This is a genomic window from Flavobacteriaceae bacterium (assembly GCA_014075215.1).
Classification (GTDB): Bacteria; Bacteroidota; Bacteroidia; order Flavobacteriales; family Flavobacteriaceae; genus Polaribacter.
Genome location: CP046177.1, coordinates 386,713 through 405,700 on the forward strand (window position 1 = coordinate 386,713; position 18,988 = coordinate 405,700).

At 34.8% G+C, this 18,988-nt stretch carries 22 protein-coding genes and 2 pseudogenes; 16 read left to right on the top strand and 8 right to left on the bottom strand.

What is annotated here, in order from left to right; translation table 11 throughout:
- Positions 1 to 18 precede the first annotated feature (18 nt).
- Both GKR88_02035 and GKR88_02040 read right to left on the bottom strand, forming a co-directional pair.
- Positions 19 to 603, bottom strand: a pseudogene (locus GKR88_02035) (mobile mystery protein B).
- Positions 594 to 1,058 (bottom strand): mobile mystery protein A, encoded by a 465-nt coding sequence (locus GKR88_02040; GenBank protein ID QMU63171.1) that lies wholly within the window; start codon positions 1,056 to 1,058, stop codon positions 594 to 596. The pseudogene GKR88_02035 and the gene GKR88_02040 overlap by 10 nt, the downstream one beginning before the upstream one ends.
- Before the next feature lie 247 nt (positions 1,059 to 1,305).
- Between GKR88_02040 and GKR88_02045 the strand changes: the two genes are divergently transcribed.
- The gene (locus GKR88_02045; protein QMU63172.1) at positions 1,306 to 1,572 is read left to right on the top strand and encodes a hypothetical protein; all 267 of its coding nucleotides are present in this window, start codon (positions 1,306 to 1,308) and stop codon (positions 1,570 to 1,572) included.
- Positions 1,573 to 1,675: 103 nt separating this feature from the next.
- Positions 1,676 to 4,312, top strand: coding sequence for a helicase (locus GKR88_02050; protein QMU63173.1), 2,637 nt, complete (start codon positions 1,676 to 1,678; stop codon positions 4,310 to 4,312).
- A 267-nt stretch (positions 4,313 to 4,579) separates the two neighbouring features.
- Here the strand turns inward: GKR88_02050 and GKR88_02055 are convergent, their stop codons facing one another.
- Both GKR88_02055 and GKR88_02060 read right to left on the bottom strand, forming a co-directional pair.
- On the bottom strand, positions 4,580 to 4,819 hold the full coding sequence (locus tag GKR88_02055) for a hypothetical protein (GenBank protein QMU63174.1): 240 nt from the start codon (positions 4,817 to 4,819) through the stop codon (positions 4,580 to 4,582).
- A gap of 192 nt (positions 4,820 to 5,011) precedes the next feature.
- Positions 5,012 to 5,446: a hypothetical protein gene (locus GKR88_02060; GenBank protein QMU63175.1), complete on the bottom strand. Its 435-nt coding sequence runs from the start codon at positions 5,444 to 5,446 to the stop codon at positions 5,012 to 5,014.
- A gap of 531 nt (positions 5,447 to 5,977) precedes the next feature.
- Here GKR88_02060 and GKR88_02065 point away from each other — a divergent pair.
- The 12 genes and pseudogenes from GKR88_02065 to GKR88_02120 all read left to right on the top strand — a co-directional run bounded on the left by GKR88_02065 (position 5,978) and on the right by GKR88_02120 (position 15,226).
- Positions 5,978 to 6,331: a transposase gene (locus GKR88_02065; GenBank protein ID QMU63176.1), complete on the top strand. Its 354-nt coding sequence runs from the start codon at positions 5,978 to 5,980 to the stop codon at positions 6,329 to 6,331.
- A 19-nt stretch (positions 6,332 to 6,350) separates the two neighbouring features.
- Positions 6,351 to 7,304 carry a DDE transposase gene (locus GKR88_02070; protein QMU63177.1) on the top strand — a complete coding sequence of 318 codons (954 nt, stop codon included), beginning with the start codon at positions 6,351 to 6,353 and terminating at the stop codon, positions 7,302 to 7,304.
- Positions 7,305 to 7,810: 506 nt separating this feature from the next.
- Positions 7,811 to 8,122: a hypothetical protein gene (locus tag GKR88_02075; protein QMU63178.1), complete on the top strand. Its 312-nt coding sequence runs from the start codon at positions 7,811 to 7,813 to the stop codon at positions 8,120 to 8,122.
- 14 nt (positions 8,123 to 8,136) lie between these two features.
- Positions 8,137 to 8,931 carry a TIR domain-containing protein gene (locus GKR88_02080; protein ID QMU63179.1) on the top strand — a complete coding sequence of 265 codons (795 nt, stop codon included), beginning with the start codon at positions 8,137 to 8,139 and terminating at the stop codon, positions 8,929 to 8,931.
- A 262-nt stretch (positions 8,932 to 9,193) separates the two neighbouring features.
- A complete protein-coding gene (locus GKR88_02085; protein ID QMU63180.1) occupies positions 9,194 to 10,414 on the top strand; it encodes a tyrosine-type recombinase/integrase in 1,221 nt (406 codons plus the stop codon).
- Between the two features lie 32 nt (positions 10,415 to 10,446).
- Positions 10,447 to 10,653 (top strand): hypothetical protein, encoded by a 207-nt coding sequence (locus tag GKR88_02090; GenBank protein QMU63181.1) that lies wholly within the window; start codon positions 10,447 to 10,449, stop codon positions 10,651 to 10,653.
- Positions 10,650 to 10,889 carry a hypothetical protein gene (locus GKR88_02095; protein ID QMU63182.1) on the top strand — a complete coding sequence of 80 codons (240 nt, stop codon included), beginning with the start codon at positions 10,650 to 10,652 and terminating at the stop codon, positions 10,887 to 10,889. The genes GKR88_02090 and GKR88_02095 overlap by 4 nt, the downstream gene beginning before the upstream one ends.
- Before the next feature lie 235 nt (positions 10,890 to 11,124).
- Positions 11,125 to 11,361 carry a hypothetical protein gene (locus tag GKR88_02100; GenBank protein QMU63183.1) on the top strand — a complete coding sequence of 79 codons (237 nt, stop codon included), beginning with the start codon at positions 11,125 to 11,127 and terminating at the stop codon, positions 11,359 to 11,361.
- Positions 11,362 to 11,490: 129 nt separating this feature from the next.
- The gene (locus GKR88_02105) at positions 11,491 to 11,937 is read left to right on the top strand and encodes a DNA repair protein (protein ID QMU66615.1); all 447 of its coding nucleotides are present in this window, start codon (positions 11,491 to 11,493) and stop codon (positions 11,935 to 11,937) included.
- A gap of 185 nt (positions 11,938 to 12,122) precedes the next feature.
- Positions 12,123 to 14,039 (top strand): hypothetical protein, encoded by a 1,917-nt coding sequence (locus GKR88_02110; protein QMU63184.1) that lies wholly within the window; start codon positions 12,123 to 12,125, stop codon positions 14,037 to 14,039.
- A gap of 313 nt (positions 14,040 to 14,352) precedes the next feature.
- A pseudogene (locus GKR88_02115) lies at positions 14,353 to 14,727 on the top strand (hypothetical protein).
- 304 nt (positions 14,728 to 15,031) lie between these two features.
- Positions 15,032 to 15,226 (top strand): hypothetical protein, encoded by a 195-nt coding sequence (locus tag GKR88_02120; GenBank protein ID QMU63185.1) that lies wholly within the window; start codon positions 15,032 to 15,034, stop codon positions 15,224 to 15,226.
- Between the two features lie 5 nt (positions 15,227 to 15,231).
- Here GKR88_02120 and GKR88_02125 read toward each other — a convergent pair whose 3' ends face one another.
- The 4 genes from GKR88_02125 to GKR88_02140 all read right to left on the bottom strand — a co-directional run bounded on the left by GKR88_02125 (position 15,232) and on the right by GKR88_02140 (position 17,877).
- Positions 15,232 to 15,477: a hypothetical protein gene (locus GKR88_02125; GenBank protein ID QMU63186.1), complete on the bottom strand. Its 246-nt coding sequence runs from the start codon at positions 15,475 to 15,477 to the stop codon at positions 15,232 to 15,234.
- A 3-nt stretch (positions 15,478 to 15,480) separates the two neighbouring features.
- The gene (locus GKR88_02130; protein QMU63187.1) at positions 15,481 to 15,681 is read right to left on the bottom strand and encodes a hypothetical protein; all 201 of its coding nucleotides are present in this window, start codon (positions 15,679 to 15,681) and stop codon (positions 15,481 to 15,483) included.
- Between the two features lie 85 nt (positions 15,682 to 15,766).
- Complete coding sequence (locus tag GKR88_02135) at positions 15,767 to 15,934, bottom strand: hypothetical protein (protein QMU63188.1); 168 nt, start codon at positions 15,932 to 15,934, stop codon at positions 15,767 to 15,769.
- A gap of 152 nt (positions 15,935 to 16,086) precedes the next feature.
- Positions 16,087 to 17,877 (bottom strand): hypothetical protein, encoded by a 1,791-nt coding sequence (locus GKR88_02140; protein ID QMU63189.1) that lies wholly within the window; start codon positions 17,875 to 17,877, stop codon positions 16,087 to 16,089.
- Positions 17,878 to 17,938: 61 nt separating this feature from the next.
- Between GKR88_02140 and GKR88_02145 the strand changes: the two genes are divergently transcribed.
- Both GKR88_02145 and GKR88_02150 read left to right on the top strand, forming a co-directional pair.
- A complete protein-coding gene (locus GKR88_02145) occupies positions 17,939 to 18,391 on the top strand; it encodes a hypothetical protein (protein QMU63190.1) in 453 nt (150 codons plus the stop codon).
- A 347-nt stretch (positions 18,392 to 18,738) separates the two neighbouring features.
- Entirely contained in the window at positions 18,739 to 18,921 is a 183-nt protein-coding gene (locus tag GKR88_02150; GenBank protein ID QMU63191.1) for a hypothetical protein, read from the top strand.
- Positions 18,922 to 18,988 lie beyond the last annotated feature (67 nt).

An 18,988-nucleotide genomic window follows, 5' to 3' on the forward strand; every position in this document is an offset into this window, starting at 1 on the left:
TTGGTAATATACGGCATATTAGTGTCTTGAAAATTCTAATAACTCTTTAAAATCTGCTTTTCTTAGGGCTTTGATATAATCATCTCTTGCATCACTTTTATATACCAAATCCCTTATGTCCCCATGTAAATATCGGTCTACCAAAAATATGTTTGACGACAATATCGCCCATCAATCTTGAATGCCGTCCATTACCATTAGGGAAGATATGAATGGCTACTAATTCATGCTTGAAACGAATTGCAATTTCATCTTCTGAAAAGGTGTTGTTTTCAATCCAATATCTACAATTACCAATCAATTGGTTTAATAATGTTGAAATTTATCAACCCCAATATTTTTGTTGGTCTTTCTAACGGTTCCTGCCCAATCCCAAACCTCGCCAAACATTTTTTTGTGGACATCAAATACAAACTTTTCGGTAAGAATAGTATCTAACTTAAACTTCCGTCTGAGCAGATAAAATTCCACAGCTTTTTCAATATTAAGCTGTTCAAACTCCTCCAGTTCCTCTCGTGTGGTTATGGTCGGAATACGCAACCCCTCTTTCTTATCTTCATCAATGGGAGTTTGTCCGTTATTGTAATCTAAATCTAATCCCATAAGTGTCGTGGCATTTCATAGACCAATTGCCTGGCTTTATCTTCTACTGCTTTCTTCAAACGTTTACTGGTGTTCTCTTGATCTTCCAGAGCCATGGTATTGGAAGTTGTCTTTACTATTTCCAATGCAATTTCTCTGGCACGTTTTTCAATGGTCTTTTCAATAGAACCGTCCATAGGTACAAACCCGTAAACCAATTTCATATTTAAAGCTCGACCTGCTTCTTCTAAACTTCTTAGGGTAATACTTCCGTCTTTTTCTCTTTTCTCTATACCTTCTGCACCTTGTGGGGTAACCTTTATTCGATTTCCAAATTGACGAAAGGACATCTTAAGCAATGTTCTTATGGCATTAAGCCACCCACTTTCCGGGGGTTGGTTTTTTAACAAAGGTGTAAACTCCTTGAGCTTGGCATCCATCTGCTCGATCATTAATTTTTGTTTCAAATCTTTCATAATTCCGAAATAATATCAACACTTGAATTGATAATTAAAATGCAAACATAAGCATATATGTTGATAAACAGTAATACTATATCAGTATATACTTTGAAGAAATAAATGTCAACAATGAACAATCTATTTAAAAAATTAGGTCAATCGACCACATTTTTTTAGCTTTGGATTTACCGTGGGATGCTTAAAACTACATATCGACACTGAGCCAACTTTATAAACCTCTCGAAATGCGAAATGGAAAAGTTTGGAAGGGCAACAAAAATATCATATCGTTCTGGAAACACTTGACATCAAAGAAGCTACTTATGTCTGGCATATTTCAAAAGACACACCACTTTTTAAAAATGAATTAGAACAAATTAATCAAAAATTAAATTGGATTCGAAGCCATGGTCACCAATCCTTTTTAGAAAGTAAAAGTAAAAACTTTAGCAAAATTATCCATGACTACAGTGATGACAAAAAGGGATTTTATAGATGGAAAAATGCTTTGGAAAAACGTATGTATTAGCCTTAACCTTATTGTTAATATAAAGTGATAAAAATCATTCTTTTCACCTTATATAATTTCAGGATAAATCATAAATTTCTACACCCAAAAATACAGACTTTCTATGTTAGATATCATCCGCAAAACTATAGAAAAGATAGAGAATGCTACTATCTTGACTAAAGCCGAAATAGCAAAAGCAAGAACTATTTTTGAAACCTTCAATCACGTAATTTTATCTCAGGGTAAACAAATGGTAGCCTTAAAAATAGAAGATAAAGATAAAGAGGTTTTTGCACAAGTATTATCCGTTGAAGACGAAGAGACACTAGATTTAAAACTAGAAGGCTCTTATGAAAGTTGGAATAATAAATATGGTCTAGTTGCACTCTATACCATTGAAAAAGAATTTAAAGGCAAGACCCTTTCCGAAGGCAAAAAGTACACCCGAGAAGGTATGATAAAACGTGTGCTTGACGAACGCATGGATAAAGCCAAAAAAGCGGACTATAAGGTTATTTTGGCCAATAATCTTTATGGTGAACACACTTTGATTAATGAAAAAGGTAAATCATATCGTGTTACGCTTAAAGATTTTGAAAAGAAGACAGGTTATATAAATAATATTGACTGGAAAACCAATAAACTAGGCACTACAAAACACATTTTATTTCTTTACAATTATTTAGAAGATCACCCCAATAAAGCTAAAAAATTAAAGAAAGAATTTCCATTTATTGAGGTTTACACAGACCCTCTAAATGATTATAAAATATCTTGGTATTTTCCCGAAGATTTACAAGTAGCGGAACAAGCAGTGTTAGATTCCTATTTTGGAAAAAAAACCTATATTGAAAATGCTCAAATCGCCTCATTTTTTTCTTTCTTTCAGCTGTCAAGAGATTTAGACCGCATCAAGATACGAGAAGAAGTTTATGAAAAAATTGAAACCTATTTTGAAGATACCGAGTTAGTAAAACTTCAAGAACAAATCACCTTTGATTTTTCATCAATTAATGCCACACTATACCCCTATCAAAAAGAAGGCGTAGAATTTTCAGCATTTAAAAAAGGAGTCATTATCGCAGATGAGATGGGGCTTGGAAAAACGCTACAAGCCATCTCTACCGCAATTCTTAAAAAGGATGTTTTTGATTTCAAAAAAACCTTGGTTATCTGTCCAGCCTCGGTAAAACATCAATGGAAAAATGAAGTTTTAAAATTTAGCAACGAGGGTGCTACCGTTGTAGAAGGCTTACCAGAAGAAAGATTCGAAATTTATGCTAGTAATACGGATTATTTCCATATCATTAACTATGAAACTGTACTGAGAGATCTATCTGAAATCAATAAACAAGGTTACGATTTTGTGATTTTAGATGAAGCGCAAAAAATAAAAAATTACGAAACTAAAACCGCCATTGCTATTAAAAGTATTCAAAAAAAGCATGCCTTAGTTATTACGGGGACACCTCTAGAAAATAAGCTTTTAGATATTTATTCCATCGTTCAGTTTTTAGACCAGAAATTATTAGCACCGCAATGGGAATTCTCATACCAACATTGCATTTTTGACAATCAGTATAAAAATAAAATTCACGGCTACTATAACCTTCAAAACTTAAAAAAACGATTAAGCTCTATTCTAATACGAAGAGAAAAGCGGGAAGTTTTTGATCAGTTACCCAATGTGATTCAAAAAGATATTTATGTAAAGCTTTCTGATGAACAGGCGGGAATGCATGCCAGTTTTACTCACGGTATTGCAAAAATTTTACATAAAAAGTTCAAGACGACTTATGATTGGCAAAAGCTCATGCTATTACTTACCAACATGCGTATGGTCTGTGACTCAAGTTATTTGATTGATAAGCAATCCCACCATTCGCCAAAGTTAATAGAGCTACGTCATATTTTGATAGAACGATTAGATATCAAAAATAATAACAGAAAAATTATTATTTTTTCAGAATGGGTAACCATGCTCAATCTTATTGGCGATATGTTAAAAGAAGAAGGGCTAACTTTTACTATGCTTACAGGAAAAGTACCTGTGAAAAAGCGGCATTTATTGATAAAAGAATTTGAAGATAATGACGATTGTCAAATCTTCTTATCTACTGAATCCGGTGGGGCAGGGCTTAACTTGCAGGTAGCTGATACAGTTATTAACTTTGAGTTGCCTTGGAATCCCGCCAAGAAAAATCAACGTATTGGGCGTATTGATAGAATTGGACAGAAAAAACAGAAACTACACGTCTTTAATTTGCTGTCTTATGATTCTATTGAAATGAAAATTGCCACTGGACTCTTTTTGAAGCAAAATCTTTTTGAAGGCGTATTAAACGAAGACAGTTTAACAGACGAGGTTGATTTTTCAGAAAAAGGGAAATCTCAGTTCATTAAACAACTTGAAGAAGTTATCAATCAAAGTACTACTATGCCTGTTGAGTCTGATATTGAAGAAGAATCTGAATTGGTACTAGAAGAAATTTTAGAAGCCCAAACTGAACTTAATTTTGAGGCGAATGATGATGATGATTCCGAAAGTTTATCATCGAAAGAACCACAAACAAATACACCAGATTTTGAAGAAATGGAAGCTGTAATGACTAAAGGTATGGAGTTTTTAACTGGCTTATTTCAAATGAGTACAGGTAAGAGTCTTGAGAATAATAGCAAACCTAAAGTCAATGTGAATAAGGAAACAGGTGAGGTGTCTATATCGTTTAAGATGGAACAGTTGGTAAATAAAACTTAGGTCGATCTTTTCTTAAATGCATAACAGATAAATTCATCTTCATCTTTTTGGTCATAACGTGTTATATCACACATTGGTTTCTCTTTTGGATTGTCATCATTAACACAAAGGACGCATAACGAAAGTTTTTCAATAAGCTCTGTATTAACTTCATAACCTTTATCATCAAAAAAACCATTTAATTTTGATGGATGAATTTTAGAAATATGCTTTCTACCTTCTATATCTTGATGTTTATAGATTGCAGCATCAATTTTAAAATAGTCTTCATTTGGATATTCCTCGCCTGTAATACAAGTGAAACATTGTTTTTTTTAATAATACAGCAGAACCTATAACCCAGATATCATTTCCGCATTTACATTGTTTCCCATCTTTGTAAGATTGCAACATTGTAGTTAGCGACTCTTGCAGTTCAATTTTATTTTTTGAAGGGTTATTTTTTAAATGGATTTCAATGTAAGCTTCTATTGAAACAGGATTAAAATTTGATTTCCTTGCACTCATCCCAGTTACTATTTTATGCTATTAAGCTGAATACACTATACTCAATCGTAAAATTACAAATCTTAAATGAATTGAACGTTAAATAGGTTTTACCATACTGTGCTCGAACCAAATTTATAACTCTAAAAATCAAATAGTTATAAATATAGAAGGCTCTAGTTTAAAATTGCGTTGATATTAATTTTTGATACTTCAATCCAATATTTTGATATTTTTGATACGCATTAATATCTTATGACGCCAGTCAAAAGCCGTTTTCTTGTTTATCGATAAGGCTACTTTTATCTTATCTAAGCTCTTTTCTTCTAGCATTAATTCAAGGTAGTCATCAATCTTGTCCTTATGTTGCAAACCTGCCATCCAAGTACCTGTGTATTCTGTAAAACTGCGTTTGCAGGATTTACACTTATAGCGCTGAGAGCCTTTGTCAATACCAAATTTTACATACTTTGGATGCCAGCAATGGGCGCAACAACCTAGCTTATTGTCTAATAAAAAACGCCTAGATTCTTGGCTTCTTACCGTTGGAACTGAATCTTTTGGTGATGTTGACAATTCTTTTAACAATTCCTGCCTTTCAGATTGGGAAAGCTTGGAAATTCCTCGCTTTATTTCTTGTAAATTCATGTATTAAATATACAAATAATAGCTGTTATAAACTAGAGCCATATAGAACTTAAAAAATAAAGAAAAATAGAGTTTTTTAATAAAAAAACAAGAATATCTATCGAACCACTTTTTTGAATTTTAATGACGTTGTAAACCTCAATAAAAATAAGCGTTTCAAGAGAGTAGAATCGAGTAGGAAGATAGGGATTATTTCCCTATCTGTCCTCTCACACCACCTAGCATACGATTCCGTACTGGGCGATTCCTTAAGTTTTAACTCTGACCTTTTGGTAATAATCCAGCATAAATATGTAGCCTGCTTGTCTAAGTCGATCTGTGGTAATGGTAGTGGCAAGTATAAAGCTGTTAGCTGTATGCCAATAACGGATCAGTCACAAAAGTTGTGTGTGAGTTCAGATGAAGATTAATTGTTAATTGAAGATTGAATGAAGTGTGTCTTTGCGAGTGAAACGAAGCAATTAGGGATCAGGGTCAAAAGTTTTGTGTGGATTGAATTAAAGTTTTGATCTTTGTAAAAAAAAACAGAGATTGGAATTATCCTTAGACCTTTTAAAATTCATCTTACCTGAGATGCTCGTAGAACATTTTGATTTGGTAAGACACACTCATCGAAATGAGGAACTTCATTTGTATTTTGAAGAGCGTAATGTTGTTCCTAAAGAAGTCATAAATCCTAATGTAATTGCTCATGGTTTCCACAAAGAGATTACTATTGAAGACTTTCCTTTGCGTGGAAACACTGTGTATCTTCACGTAAGGCGACGTAGATGGTTAGATAAAGAGACTAGGCAAATCATTCAAAGAGATTGGAATCTAGTAGCTCAGGGAACTCGCATGACAGGTGAGTTTGCTGCTTTTTTAAAAGAGATTAGTCGATACTGAGAAGAGTGATTGCAAAACCATTGCAAGAATCTATGGCGTGAATGGGAAGAAGTTCCAAAGGCAGTATCGAGATTATTTGAGTGAGTTTAAACAGTGGAAGGAAAAGTCTCATGCCAAAGAGTGGTTGATCTTCCCTGAGAATATAGGAACTCGATTATCTATCGACGAAGTAGCCTTATCAAAAGGAGAACTCTACACCATCGTTACCAATAAAAAAGCTAAAGGAAAGAAAGGAAGTATTGTGGCGATCATAGCTACTACCAAAGCAGAACCTATTATCAAACACCTATTTAAAATCTCATCTGCGAAAAGAAACAAGGTCAGAGAAATTACCCTAGATATGGCGAACTCCATGAAGCTGATTGCCAAACGGTGTTTCCCCAAAGCCATACAAGTAACCGATAGATTCCATGTACAGAAACTAGCTCTAGAAGCACTTCAAGAAATTAGGATCAAACATCGATGGGAAGCCATAGATACAGAAAATGAACGGATCAAACTTGCCAAAACCAATAACAAAGAATATTACCCTGAAATATTAGAAAATGGAGATACCATAAAGCAACTCTTGGCTAGAAGCAGATACTTACTCTACAAAGCACCAAGTAATTGGACAGAAGATCAAAGAGTAAGAGCTAACATCCTCTTTAAAAGATATCCTGATATCAAAACAGCTTTTAAGCTCGTACAAGGACTTAGAAATATCTTCAACACAGCAAACTCAATACAAGTCGCTTATACAAAACTAGCGCATTGGTATAAAGATGTAGAACAAACAGCATACAAGGCTTTTAATACCATAGCAAACTCTATCAGGCTTAACTATAGATCAATATTGAATTACTTCATTAATAGAAGTACTAATGCAGCGGCAGAATCTTTCAATGCCAAAATCAAAGCCTTTAGATTACAATTTAGAGGGGTCAAAAACACAGAATTCTTCCTCTATAGATTAACTACAATTTTTGCATAAACACAACAATTAGTCTTGATCCCCAATAACTCTTCCTTATGTTTGCCCATTGCCAAGCTTTAGATTTGTTTAATCCCAATTTGGTGAGATGCCTTAGTTTGGTCTTTATCTGTTTCCATTGTTTCCAAATAACCATTCTAAGCCAATTTTGTATAGCGTTTATGCTTGGGCTTGGTGGTTGCGTTTCAGCCGTAGATTTTCGAGGGCGGACGAGTAAAATTTACCCACGCCCCGACCATTTTTAGTTCCGTTTTTAAATATTTTTAGATTTTTTTATATCTCTGTACCTACACCCGTAGAAGATTCTAACCTCTTTTAGACATTGGTTGCTGACATCTAAAAACGCTTAAAAAGTATATCATTTGGTACATATATAGGGGTAGGCAATTTTTAAAAACATAAACACCCGTTTAACAGCAACTTATGTTTTAATAAAATTACTGCTTGTCTTTTAGTTTTCCGAAATTATTAACTGTCAGACAATATTTTGATAATATATTATACAAATGATTCCAGTTAATGCAGGAAAAGAGTTTAGAAAAGGGTTTCTAACTTTATTTGAAACTTTTAAAAGTACAGTCTTGATTCATCAAAACTATAAATGTAATAATGCCGAGATAATTGAAGTACAGGGAATGAAAAACGCTGATAAAAAAGATTCCTCAAAAATTATGTTTCAATTCCCTGAAAAATTTGAAGTCAACAAAGGAGATGTAATTCAACAAAAAGGCTCTACCGTAATATGGAAAATATATGAAATTGAAGATAGAGTTGTAAACGATGCATTTATTTGCTTTGTACTTCACGTAAAAAAATAAACCCTCAAAAAATAATGTGCCTAATGACCAGTAACGAACAAATAGTTAGAAACGAAGCAAAAGACTTTTATAGTGGTGTCCTGATGAACTCTGATAATGGGTTGCCAATAGACGATTTTAAAGAAATTAAGCATAGGCTACACGATTTTTATACTGCCGAGAGTAAGGCTATTTTTCTCGATGAAATACAGGTGTTAATGCTCAAAGACCTTCAAGTACACAGAGATAGAAGCCACGAAGGAAAAGCAGATCCTAATTGCCAATTAGAAAAGGATGCGGAGACATTAATTTACTACATAAAGCAGGAAATAGACACTTTCCCAAAAATAGCCCACCAAAAATTTAATACCTCATCAGGGAACGTTAGAAATAAAGTTTTTGTTAGTTATAGTCATTTGGATAAGGAGTATTTAAAAGACATTCAAAGGCATTTTAGACCGTTTCTTAGCCAAATTGACTTTTGGGATGATACTAAAATAGAAGCAGGACAAAAATGGAAGAAAGAAATTAGAAAGGCTATTGATAAAACTAAAGTTGCTATATTATTGGTCAGTACGGATTTTCTTGGTTCAGAGTTCATCGCCGAAAATGAATTACCACCTTTATTAGAAGCAGCAGAAAAAGACGGTGCAGTCATACTAATTGTAATTCTTAAACCCTGTCTCTTTGAGGAATTTCCTAAGTTAAACCAATATCAGGCTATGAACCCACCATCAAAAACGGTTTTAAGTATGGATTATAGGGAAAAAGAAGAGCTATACGTTAATCTCGTTAGGCAAACAAAGAAGATTTTAAATAAGGGCGATTAAACACAATAATCCATTTTATATGCAAATGAAAAGACTTTGAAAGAATGAAATCTCTCAAAGCCTTTCTCTGTCTGCTGCTCCTCTTGGGCTCGAACCAAGGACCCTCTGATTAACAGAAATAGGATTTTTGATTTATTTTAATCTTAAAAATAATTATTTTATTGGTTTTCAATGTTTTAAAAAATAAATGAGAACAGATGATTTCATTTAGAATCACAATCTGAGTGCAAATTGAGTGCAAATTTTTTAGTACCTTTATGGTATGAAAACCAATCTGACGCTTACATTAGACACACGAAGAAAGAAAAAAAATGCCACATTTCCAATCATTTTACGGCTCAGCCATAAACGGAAAACGACCTCCATTTCTTTAGGATATTCTATTTTGGAGAGTGATTGGGATAAACGAAATCATCAGGTTAAAAAATCATACAAGGGGGTTTCTTCCATTCATCGACTCAATAATTTTTTGCTAAAACAAAAAACTGATGCCATGGATATAATAAATATTTTGGCTGATAAGGGAGAACTCGATTTTTTATCCATTAATCAACTCAAAGCCAAACTGACGAATCAGGCTTCTTATGAGTCATTCTTCGACTTTGGATATAGTTTGGTAGAAGAAATGAAGCAATCACAGCGATTTGGGAATGCTCGGTCATATTATGGAGTGTTGGGAACACTCAAAAAATACAATCACAATCGAGATCTACGATTTGATGAACTCAATTACGATTACCTCAAAAAATTTGAAATTCACTACTTATCAAAAGAGGGGAATTCTCTCAATGGTTTAGCCGCTTATATGCGCACGATTCGAGCAGTTTATAACAAAGGTATCAAAGCAGGACTGATAGAAAAAGAAGCCTATCCGTTTGCTGATTATAAGATTCGAATGACACCCACCGAGAAAAGAGCGATTGCACTTGAGCATGTCAAAAGCATTGTGGGATTGCAACTCAAACTGGATCATGAGTTATTTCATGTTCGCAATTATTTTTTAGCCTCTTATTTGCTCTATGGAATTTCGTTTATTGATATGGCTTTTCTGAAATTAGAAAATATCGTTGACGGGAGAATCAAATTCCAACGGAGAAAGACCTCTAAGGTATACGACATCAAAATTACCACCCAACTCAACGAGATTTTAAAATTCTATACCGAAGACAAACAAGTGGAGGACTTTATTTTCCCGATTATCAAACGAGAATCATTAGAAATGCAATACAGAGATATAGATTGGGCAAGAAAACGCTATAACAAAGGACTCAAAAAACTGGCACTGCTTTGCGGGATTGACCAACGGTTGACCTCTTACGTCTCTCGTCATAGTTTTGCTACTCAAGCGATGTTCCAGAATGTTCCGCTGGAAGCTATTTCGGCAATGCTTGGTCACAGTAGATTAACGACGACTCAGATTTACCTGAAATCACTCCCAAGTAATGTCTTGGACGATTATAATGAGCAGCTTAGTATTCTTTGAATTTTTGTACCTTTGATTATAATAAAGCTACTATGACAACAATAACCATAAAAAAAGGGAAAAAATTATCTCAATCGGTCTTTGAGACTTTTGAGGAATTTATTGATGCCTACTACCAGTCTACAGGCAAAGTTATTCTTCGAAATATAGACCTTGATGATTTGTCCGAAGCGGAACTTGCTGCCTACAAGAAGCATCAGGAAGAGGGTTATGACGATTTTGAAGATTTTCGCGGATGAATGTCATCGAAAAAAAGGGAGTGATTGCTTCTTTGAAAAAACGGAATCTTGTCGCCCAATACCTCAAAGCCAAAGACAATATTTTGGCAGGAAATTATACTGTCGTTGATCTGAAAAAACGAAAACCCAAATCAGCCAATGTTTGGTATTTCCGAATTACACGCAAATACCGTGCTTTAGCCGAGAAAAAAGAAAACACGCTGTACGTGTTTTATATTTCTGATCATCAAGAATAGCGAAGTAGAAAAATGAACTCAATCTTAAAAACTTCCTTGAGCTGAGATGCGGTTCTGGGGTAAACCGCCCTTCGCTTTATCGCCAAAAGAAATTACGAGTTCTCTGACACATCAGAGGGCTTTTTTTGTACGTGGTTTTTCCAAACGCAAAAACAAATACCTAAACCAATTTGAAACTCATTGCGAGACAGAAATCACTCTTTTTTGGTGAAAAGTGTTTTTAATCCTTTTTTCCATGAAAAACCCACATCGGTTTGTCGTCAAAACGCTCAAACCTATTTATGATACGCAGAACTCAATTTACTTAGATAAAGGCGTAACGGTCGTGTTGAGTATGACCTCTCGTCCTGTGATTCTTGCTCTTAGAAAAGCATATTTACGAAACAAGAAGTCGCTCAAACTCTCCAAACGAAGCAAACGCTACCTGTTTACCTTTCCTGGCTTCCTCAACCTAGAAGAATCCTTTTATTAAATCTCTCCTTATTTCTTTTCTCTCTTATTCATGAAATCCGATCTCGAATCGAACTCATTACCTCAATCTGCATCTAACCTAAAACTACACGCTCACATCAGTCAGTACAAATCCAAACTATTGAAACAAATTCCTGTATCAACCATACAACTTTCTTACCATCCCGAAATCCCACCAGAAAAACGCCTCAAAATTTTGGATAGTAGGCAAGCAGTTCAAATTCTCCGTTCTTTATGGAACCCTGACACTCTGGAACTCCAAGAAGCGTTCAAAATCTTGTTTCTTAATAACAGCAATCAAATCATCGGATTATACCCTCATAGTTCTGGAACAATAACAGCGACCATCACCGATATACGCCTGATTCTTATAGCAGCATTAAGTTGTGGAGCCGTCGCTATGATTCTTTGTCATAATCATCCCAGTTCTAATTCAACTCCTTCTCTAGCAGATAAAAAAATTACAGAAAAACTCTCAAAAGCAGCAAAAACCATAGATATCAAATTACTCGACCATATTATTATCACCAAAGACAGTCATTATTCTTTTGCAGACAATGGAGAAATTGATTTTTGAAACCAAGCTAATTTCTCAAACTCAGCCTGAACTCACCTTTACACATTTCAAACAGGAATTACTCGATCATTGTGGAAAAAATCTGCAAAAGTTCAACTTTTCTGATGAAGAGTTAGAGTCTTTTCTCTTGCTAACGTATCTGCTTGGTGATATTGTTTCCGAACACGTTCTTCATCCCTCTTTCCATGAATAAAACCATTTACAAAGCTTGGATCGACTGCCGTGTTTCCTCCTCTGGACAAGGACAAGGAGATAGTTTGGAGATTCAGGAACGGAAAGCCAAACAATTCTTATTTGATACGTTTGGGATTACAGCAGATCAGATCAAAGTATTTCGAGAAAAATATTCAGGGAGAAAAAGTACTCGCCCTACCTTTGATGCCATTTTGGAATTTTCTAAACTCCATCAATCCACTCTCCAATATGGTTGCTTTACTAATATTGATCGCTTTACCAGAGCAGGTGGGGCTTTTTACTCCTATGCCAAAGAAGAACTGAAAAGTTTGGGAATTCAGCTCGTCGATGTCGAGGGGATCATCCAACCCGAACGAAATATGCTTAAAGGCAGTGGCGGTAAATTTGGTGATGATTTTCAATATGATTGGAGTACTTATAGCCCCAGTCAGGAAAACGAAATTCAACGAGCGGAACGTTCTTTAAGTGAAGTCAGACAAATCTTACAGCGGTTTGTAGAGAAACAAATAGAATACGTCCAACAAGGTTTCCAAAACCGCTCCGCTCCCTACGGCTTTGAGAACACCAAGTTTTTTAACCCCAACACAGGTAAAAAACGAACCATTCTCAAAATTTTGCTCAACGAAGCCCAATATATTAGACTAATGTATCAACTCGCCAGTCAGGTACACCAAGGCATCATTACCACTCGTACTGCTTGCGACAAACTCAATGCACAGGGCTACCGCTCTCGAATCCGCCAAGTCTGGAATACCGACCGAAGCAGAATCATCGGCACTTCAGGGCAAAAACCAATTACGCCTAAACAATTCTGGAATTATGTTCGTCGTCCCATCTATGCAGGCTTTGTTTGTGAAAAATGGACTCATTACCACCTTGTACCATCGCAATCTCCCAAACTCATCGATATCGAACTCTGGAACGCTGCCAATCAAGACAGATATACTATTGTCAAAGACAATAATAATTCAACAGGTTGGAAATTATTTGATAAGCGATCACACCAAAAACGAACTTATCGTACCAATAACCCTGATTTTCCTTACAAGGGACTGATTCGATGCTCTCACTGTAATAAGCCTCTAAAAGCTGGAGCTTCTACTGGACGATCAGGCAAACGATTTCCTCTTTATTTCTGTAATCGAGGACACAAACAAATCTCTGTTAATCCAAACCAATTACAGCAAATCCTTATGAATTTGTTCACGACTATTGATTTTGACCCTGCTGCTATCAAAGTGTTCCTGAAAAGTGCCAAACTTCATTTATTTCATAAAATTAATACCACAGAGCAACTCCAACAGGAACAAAACTCACAAAGAGAACAACTCCGACAAAAAGCCGAAGCGATTCTCAAAAAATTGGAATATTTGACTCACCCTGATTTGATTCTTAAATGTCAGCAAGACTATGAAACGATTCAAGACCAGATCACACTCCTAAAATCAAGCACTAGAAAAAAAGCCTATTCCAAAGCTGAAATTGATCAAAAAATAACGGACATCGAAAAAACAATTGAACACCTAGATGATACTCTGATAAACCCACATCAAATGGAGCTTTTGTCTGCTTTTTGGCGATGCGCTTTTACTGAAATACCAACCTTAGAAGAATTAGAGAATCGAACCCCTAAAATGTCACCTATAGTAAGGACTAAAGGGAATTCAGAAGTACAAAAGGAGGAGTGGTGGAACACCGAAGACTCCAGTCGAACACTTCTAGACGAGATTGTCCGTTGGGGAGAAATCCTCAAAGGAATATTTGATACCTCTACTACATACCACCTGATGGGAACTCTCCATCATAATTACGGGAATTGTTGCCAAAAAGAACAGCCAAAGTATCCTATAAAAACGCTTCAATCTGTCAAACACAGTTTTTCAAGATTTTTTGAGACCGAAGAATAGCTCATTAAAAATGGGAACAGAAATTCGCACTTGTTAGGAAGTACCAGTCCTCTCTCAAAGTCAAAGATTTGCCTCCGCTCTGCGGAGTTCCTCTTTTGACTTTTCGCTTTTAGGACTGGTTGGAGAGAAAAGTGCTCTTATTTCTTAACCCATTTTTATAATGAGCACACTTCAATATCGGTCTCGGCAATCAGGCAAACGTGCCTACCTGGAATTTTATCCCACGCCACCGGAAGCAGTTCGGGCGTTACTCTCAGTAGAATCTTTTGATGGTTCTATTTGGGAGCCTGCTTGTGGCAAAGGGGCTATTTCTATGGAACTGGAAAAAGCAGGTCATAAGGTAGTTTCTACTGATTTAGGTAATTGGGGTTATGGTATTTCGGGTATGGATTTTCTAAAATCTGACAAACCACTTGCCAAGCATATTATTACCAACCCTCCGTATGGGAAACATGGATTGGGTGATGCTTTTATTCGGAAAGCTCTCATTCATACTAGAAAAACAGGTGGTTCGGTAGCTATGTTGTTAAATCTGCGGTCTCTTTGTAATCCGAATCGGTATCACAAATTTACCAAAACACCTCCGGCAGCTATCTATGCGTTGGATGAATTGACCTGCTGGCCGTATGGAGTCAAGACGAGTAATTACGCTCGTATTGCCAAACAACAGTATTGTTGGGCAGTCTGGAAACCAAATCATACTGGTGCACCCAAATTCTGGTGGTTGTCGCCAAGGCAGTTTTTAGTTTGACCTATTAAGTTGCTTTTTCTCCTCATCGCACCAGTCATAAAGAAACGCAATCAAGCGTTGCATTAACACTTGTTTTTTTGATTTCCTATGATGAGTGAAAATATTATCTATATCATAGATTAGTTTAATCACTTTGCCTAAATCTTTTGGAGTCATTGGTGGTAAACCCATTGATTTCACTGTATCAATTTTTTCAATTGCTCAACTGTTTTTGGAATGTTTTTGACCTATCATTATGGGTATGGACAGGCCAAAGCTCCTCGGCTATACGGATGCTGCTAATTTCTTGGGAATTTCTCACCAACGCTTCAATTACATTATTTCTCGTTATAATATTCCATTTCAAAAAACTTCGTCAGGGCGTATATTTTTTGAAGAAGATATTGTGGCTTTTCAGCAGGCGAGAAAGGATAAACTCAAACATCGAAGAAAATAGGTTCATTATTCTTGGTGGTCAGAAATTTCTAATACAACAAATGTACCTTTGTCATTATATCTCCCAATAGCCCGATACTTATTGTTAATTTTGAAATAATACCGTTCATATTTATACGGTCGTCGCTTTCTAAAATCAATTTGGTTTAACCGGTCTGCTTCGGCGTGCATTTTGGCAATTAAATATTGCTTGAGGATATTTCGTTTTCGCAAGTATTTCTCAATACTTTCATCAATTTCAACTACTTTCATAACCTATCTGAGGTCAACAAAATCTTTTTCATCCATTGTGTTTACTTTTTCCCATTGCTTTTTTTGGTTAGAATTTAACTCATAATTATTCAATGGCAGAATAATTCCCGGACGGTTATGCAAGAAATACTCCAGCATGTCATCAATAGCCTCAAATTCCGTTTGGGTTAGTTTTTCGTTATTTTTTATCGTTATCGTAGTCATTACCAATTGATTTTATGTCAAAGATAACAAAAATCAAACCATTTGCTCAATTCGAAGGGAAATATCAGGCTCTTTTGGGCTGATTTTAAAGCTGTTTCTTCTCCTCATCACACCAATCATAGAGCAAAGCAACCAAACGTTGGATAAATTCATAGTGTTTTGACTTTTCCCGATGGTCAAAAACATTATCCGCATCACAAAGGTGTTTGATAACTTCATCAAAATCATTTGCAGTAAAAGGCGGTAAAGGCATTTGGTTTTATCATACCAAGCTATTTCATTCCATGCAACTATTTCTTGGTAGTTTTTCGAATACCATTAAAATTATGGATAGACCAAAAATATTGGCTTTTGGCGATGTGGCAGATTTTCTTAGAATTTCTAAACAACGTTTGGGTGTTTTAATCAAACACTACTCAATTCCACATCAAATGACTTCCGCTGGGCGAGTGTTTTTTGAAGAAGACATTTTATAGAAACACCATATAAGATTTTAGCATATTCTTTCTTGGTAATTTTATTATCAGTAAAGTTTTTCAATGCCAGAGACAATAACTTATCTAAGTGTTTTTTAAGTTCGTTTTCTGGTATGAAGCTAGACATTTCTCCACCTAACGAGCTACCTAATAAAGTTTTTATCGGAATCAAAAAACTTAAAGATTTTATTTTTGTTGAGTCTAATTTAACAGCTTCATAAAAATCATCTAAAGCTGATTTATAATTAATTTTTCGTAATCCAGTGACACCAAACCCTGAATAGACAAATTGATTCAGTTTTGCACGAGACCTTAATAAAAGGTTGTCACTATTATATTCCTTTTTCAATAACTGATCGCAGTATTTTATTTGATTCGTAATGTTGCATAGCCTTTTTAAAACATCTAAGTGATTTGGATTTAGATAGAGTGCCTTATTCAGAGCATCTATACGATAACGACTTGATAACGAAAGGTTCGATATTTCAAACCATTCTTCAGCTTGCTCTTCTCTAGAAAGACTAGAATCAACAAATAATAAATCAGGTTTTTCTTTCCCAAATCTTTCTGCTACGAGTAATCGTAACCAAACATCTAATTTTTTCCCTTTGATGCGAATTTCATCATTATGATCAATACGAAGATTATTTGGGATATAACTTGATTTTAAGGGGTTCATTTCTGCAAACCTCTTTTTTATAGGATTAATAAAATTTAGCAGACTATCTGACGGTGTACTCCTAAAACAAAGCTCTCCTGTACCGCAAGTCATTGATTTACCCAATCTACCCCAAAGTAATAAGTCCGCATTATGTTTACTTATTATTATTTTTGATGATATCGTATCTGTAGGAGAACTGACATCTTCTCGATATATCGCTATTACAGGCAGTTTTTTCTTTAAAGCGACATCGTTTATTTCTTCAGTAATTCTAGCACCAGGACAATTAAAACTTTCTTTTCCATCTTCAAAAGGTAGAAACCTAGTAACCAAAATTCTTAACTTCTTCTCCTTGTTTTCTTTCAATGGAAAAGTAGTTTTTACCTCAATGGGGGGATTGATTTTAACTTTACCTTGCTCAATTTCTTTAAAATTATTTTCTGTATTTGGGTTAAGTAGATAAAAGGAAATGACTCCTAATAGAGATATAACAGAAATAATGATTATTAGGGTACTACTTATTTTCGAAGTCAGCGTTTTAATGAGAGAAATGCCCTTTTGTGTTGGGTTCTGAGTTTCTACTGGTTTTAGACCCTTGTTTATGTCTGTCTCTAAAAAAGGCAATAAGTGTTTATCTTTAAAATAGTTCTCATATTTCCCAATTTTGAAAAAATCAAATAAACTTTGTTTGGACTCTTCAAAACTCAAATCTCCAGCAAATCCACAATAAATATGGAGAAAATCAGATCTCAATCCAGTTCCTATCGACCCTCCGTCTGAAAATCTTGTTATGTGTGCATCGTCTACAATCGCATTAGGTCTGTTATCAAGCCTTCTTATCTCAGTACCTTCTATAATGTGTCTGCTAACTTCTTCACTAAAGCGTCTTTTTATTGAATCTTCTATTTCAGATATATCAAACTTTTCTATATTTTGATAATACTTCCTTAATGCATTCAAAATGTCAATTACTACATTATTAACATCTTTCGCTTTGTGTTCTTTGCTTTTTTTTCGTCGAATAAAACAATCTCTAAGGTTTTCTCTATTTCCCGACATACTAGTTTGACATTTAAGCAAATTTACAATATTATTAGTAGCCCTTAGCTACTTATCCAAAATGTCAAAAAAAGAAAAAAGTAAGCGATTCGAATTTATTAACGAAAATCTTATTGATGGGCCGTGCCTCTATCAAGGAATTCCTTACACAACAGATGAAACAATTGATATCATTGGCAAAAAGGGAATTGAAAAAATTGATAATGAGATTAAAAAGATGGTTAAATGGAAAAATAAGATATATAAACAAAGAAACCCTGATCTGAAAGGTTTAGCTTTTACATTAAGTTTTGCAGATTTCTTTTCTCAGAGAGTTATTGAAATCACAGGAGAATTTCCTGAAAAACCCAGTAGGTATATCGAAATGCACTCTGGGTTAAAAGAGTTTAATATTCCAAAGAATTTGAGAAAAAATAACTTCGAACTTTTAAAAAGAACTAACTATTACCTAATTAAAGTTTCTGCTACAATTTTACCCGATAGGTTTGTCGAATATTTGGCAAAAAAAGTATAATACGATTCGATTTATATTCGATTTTTTTTTTGCAATTAAATTGCAAAAAAAACTCAAAAAAGGTTAGGTCTGCAAGCGATCTGCAATTTCTTTTAAACATAAAAATTTGTGCTTTTGTATCTGAAAATCAAAAATATACAAAGATGAAAAAACACAACCGTTACCCAATTGAACTTGGCTTGAGAGCTAACCTATTACGATTGGTAATTTTAGCAGGAATTATTCTTTTGTTAGTTGTCATCAGTAATTGAATGTATTTAAGGCAACAGGCGAAATTCGCCTGTCGCTTCTTTAAACTTTACTCCGTGAAGATACAAATTATATCAAAGAATTAAAAACTAGAACGAATGAAAACACAAGAACAAGATTACCTAAAAGGACTACAAGCAGGGTTCAAAGCAGAACCCCAAGAAGAAGTAAAATCTGACCAACCCATTTTTTATCGGTTTGGATTTTATGAGGGGCAAAAAGCTTCTACTGAATTTAAGTCTACAGAAATGATACTCAATCAATTTCTAGACAAAGATTAATCAGAGAGGCGAATTGTCTTCGCCTCTTTTTCAAAAACAAAAAATCGTGAATTATTTCACAACAAAA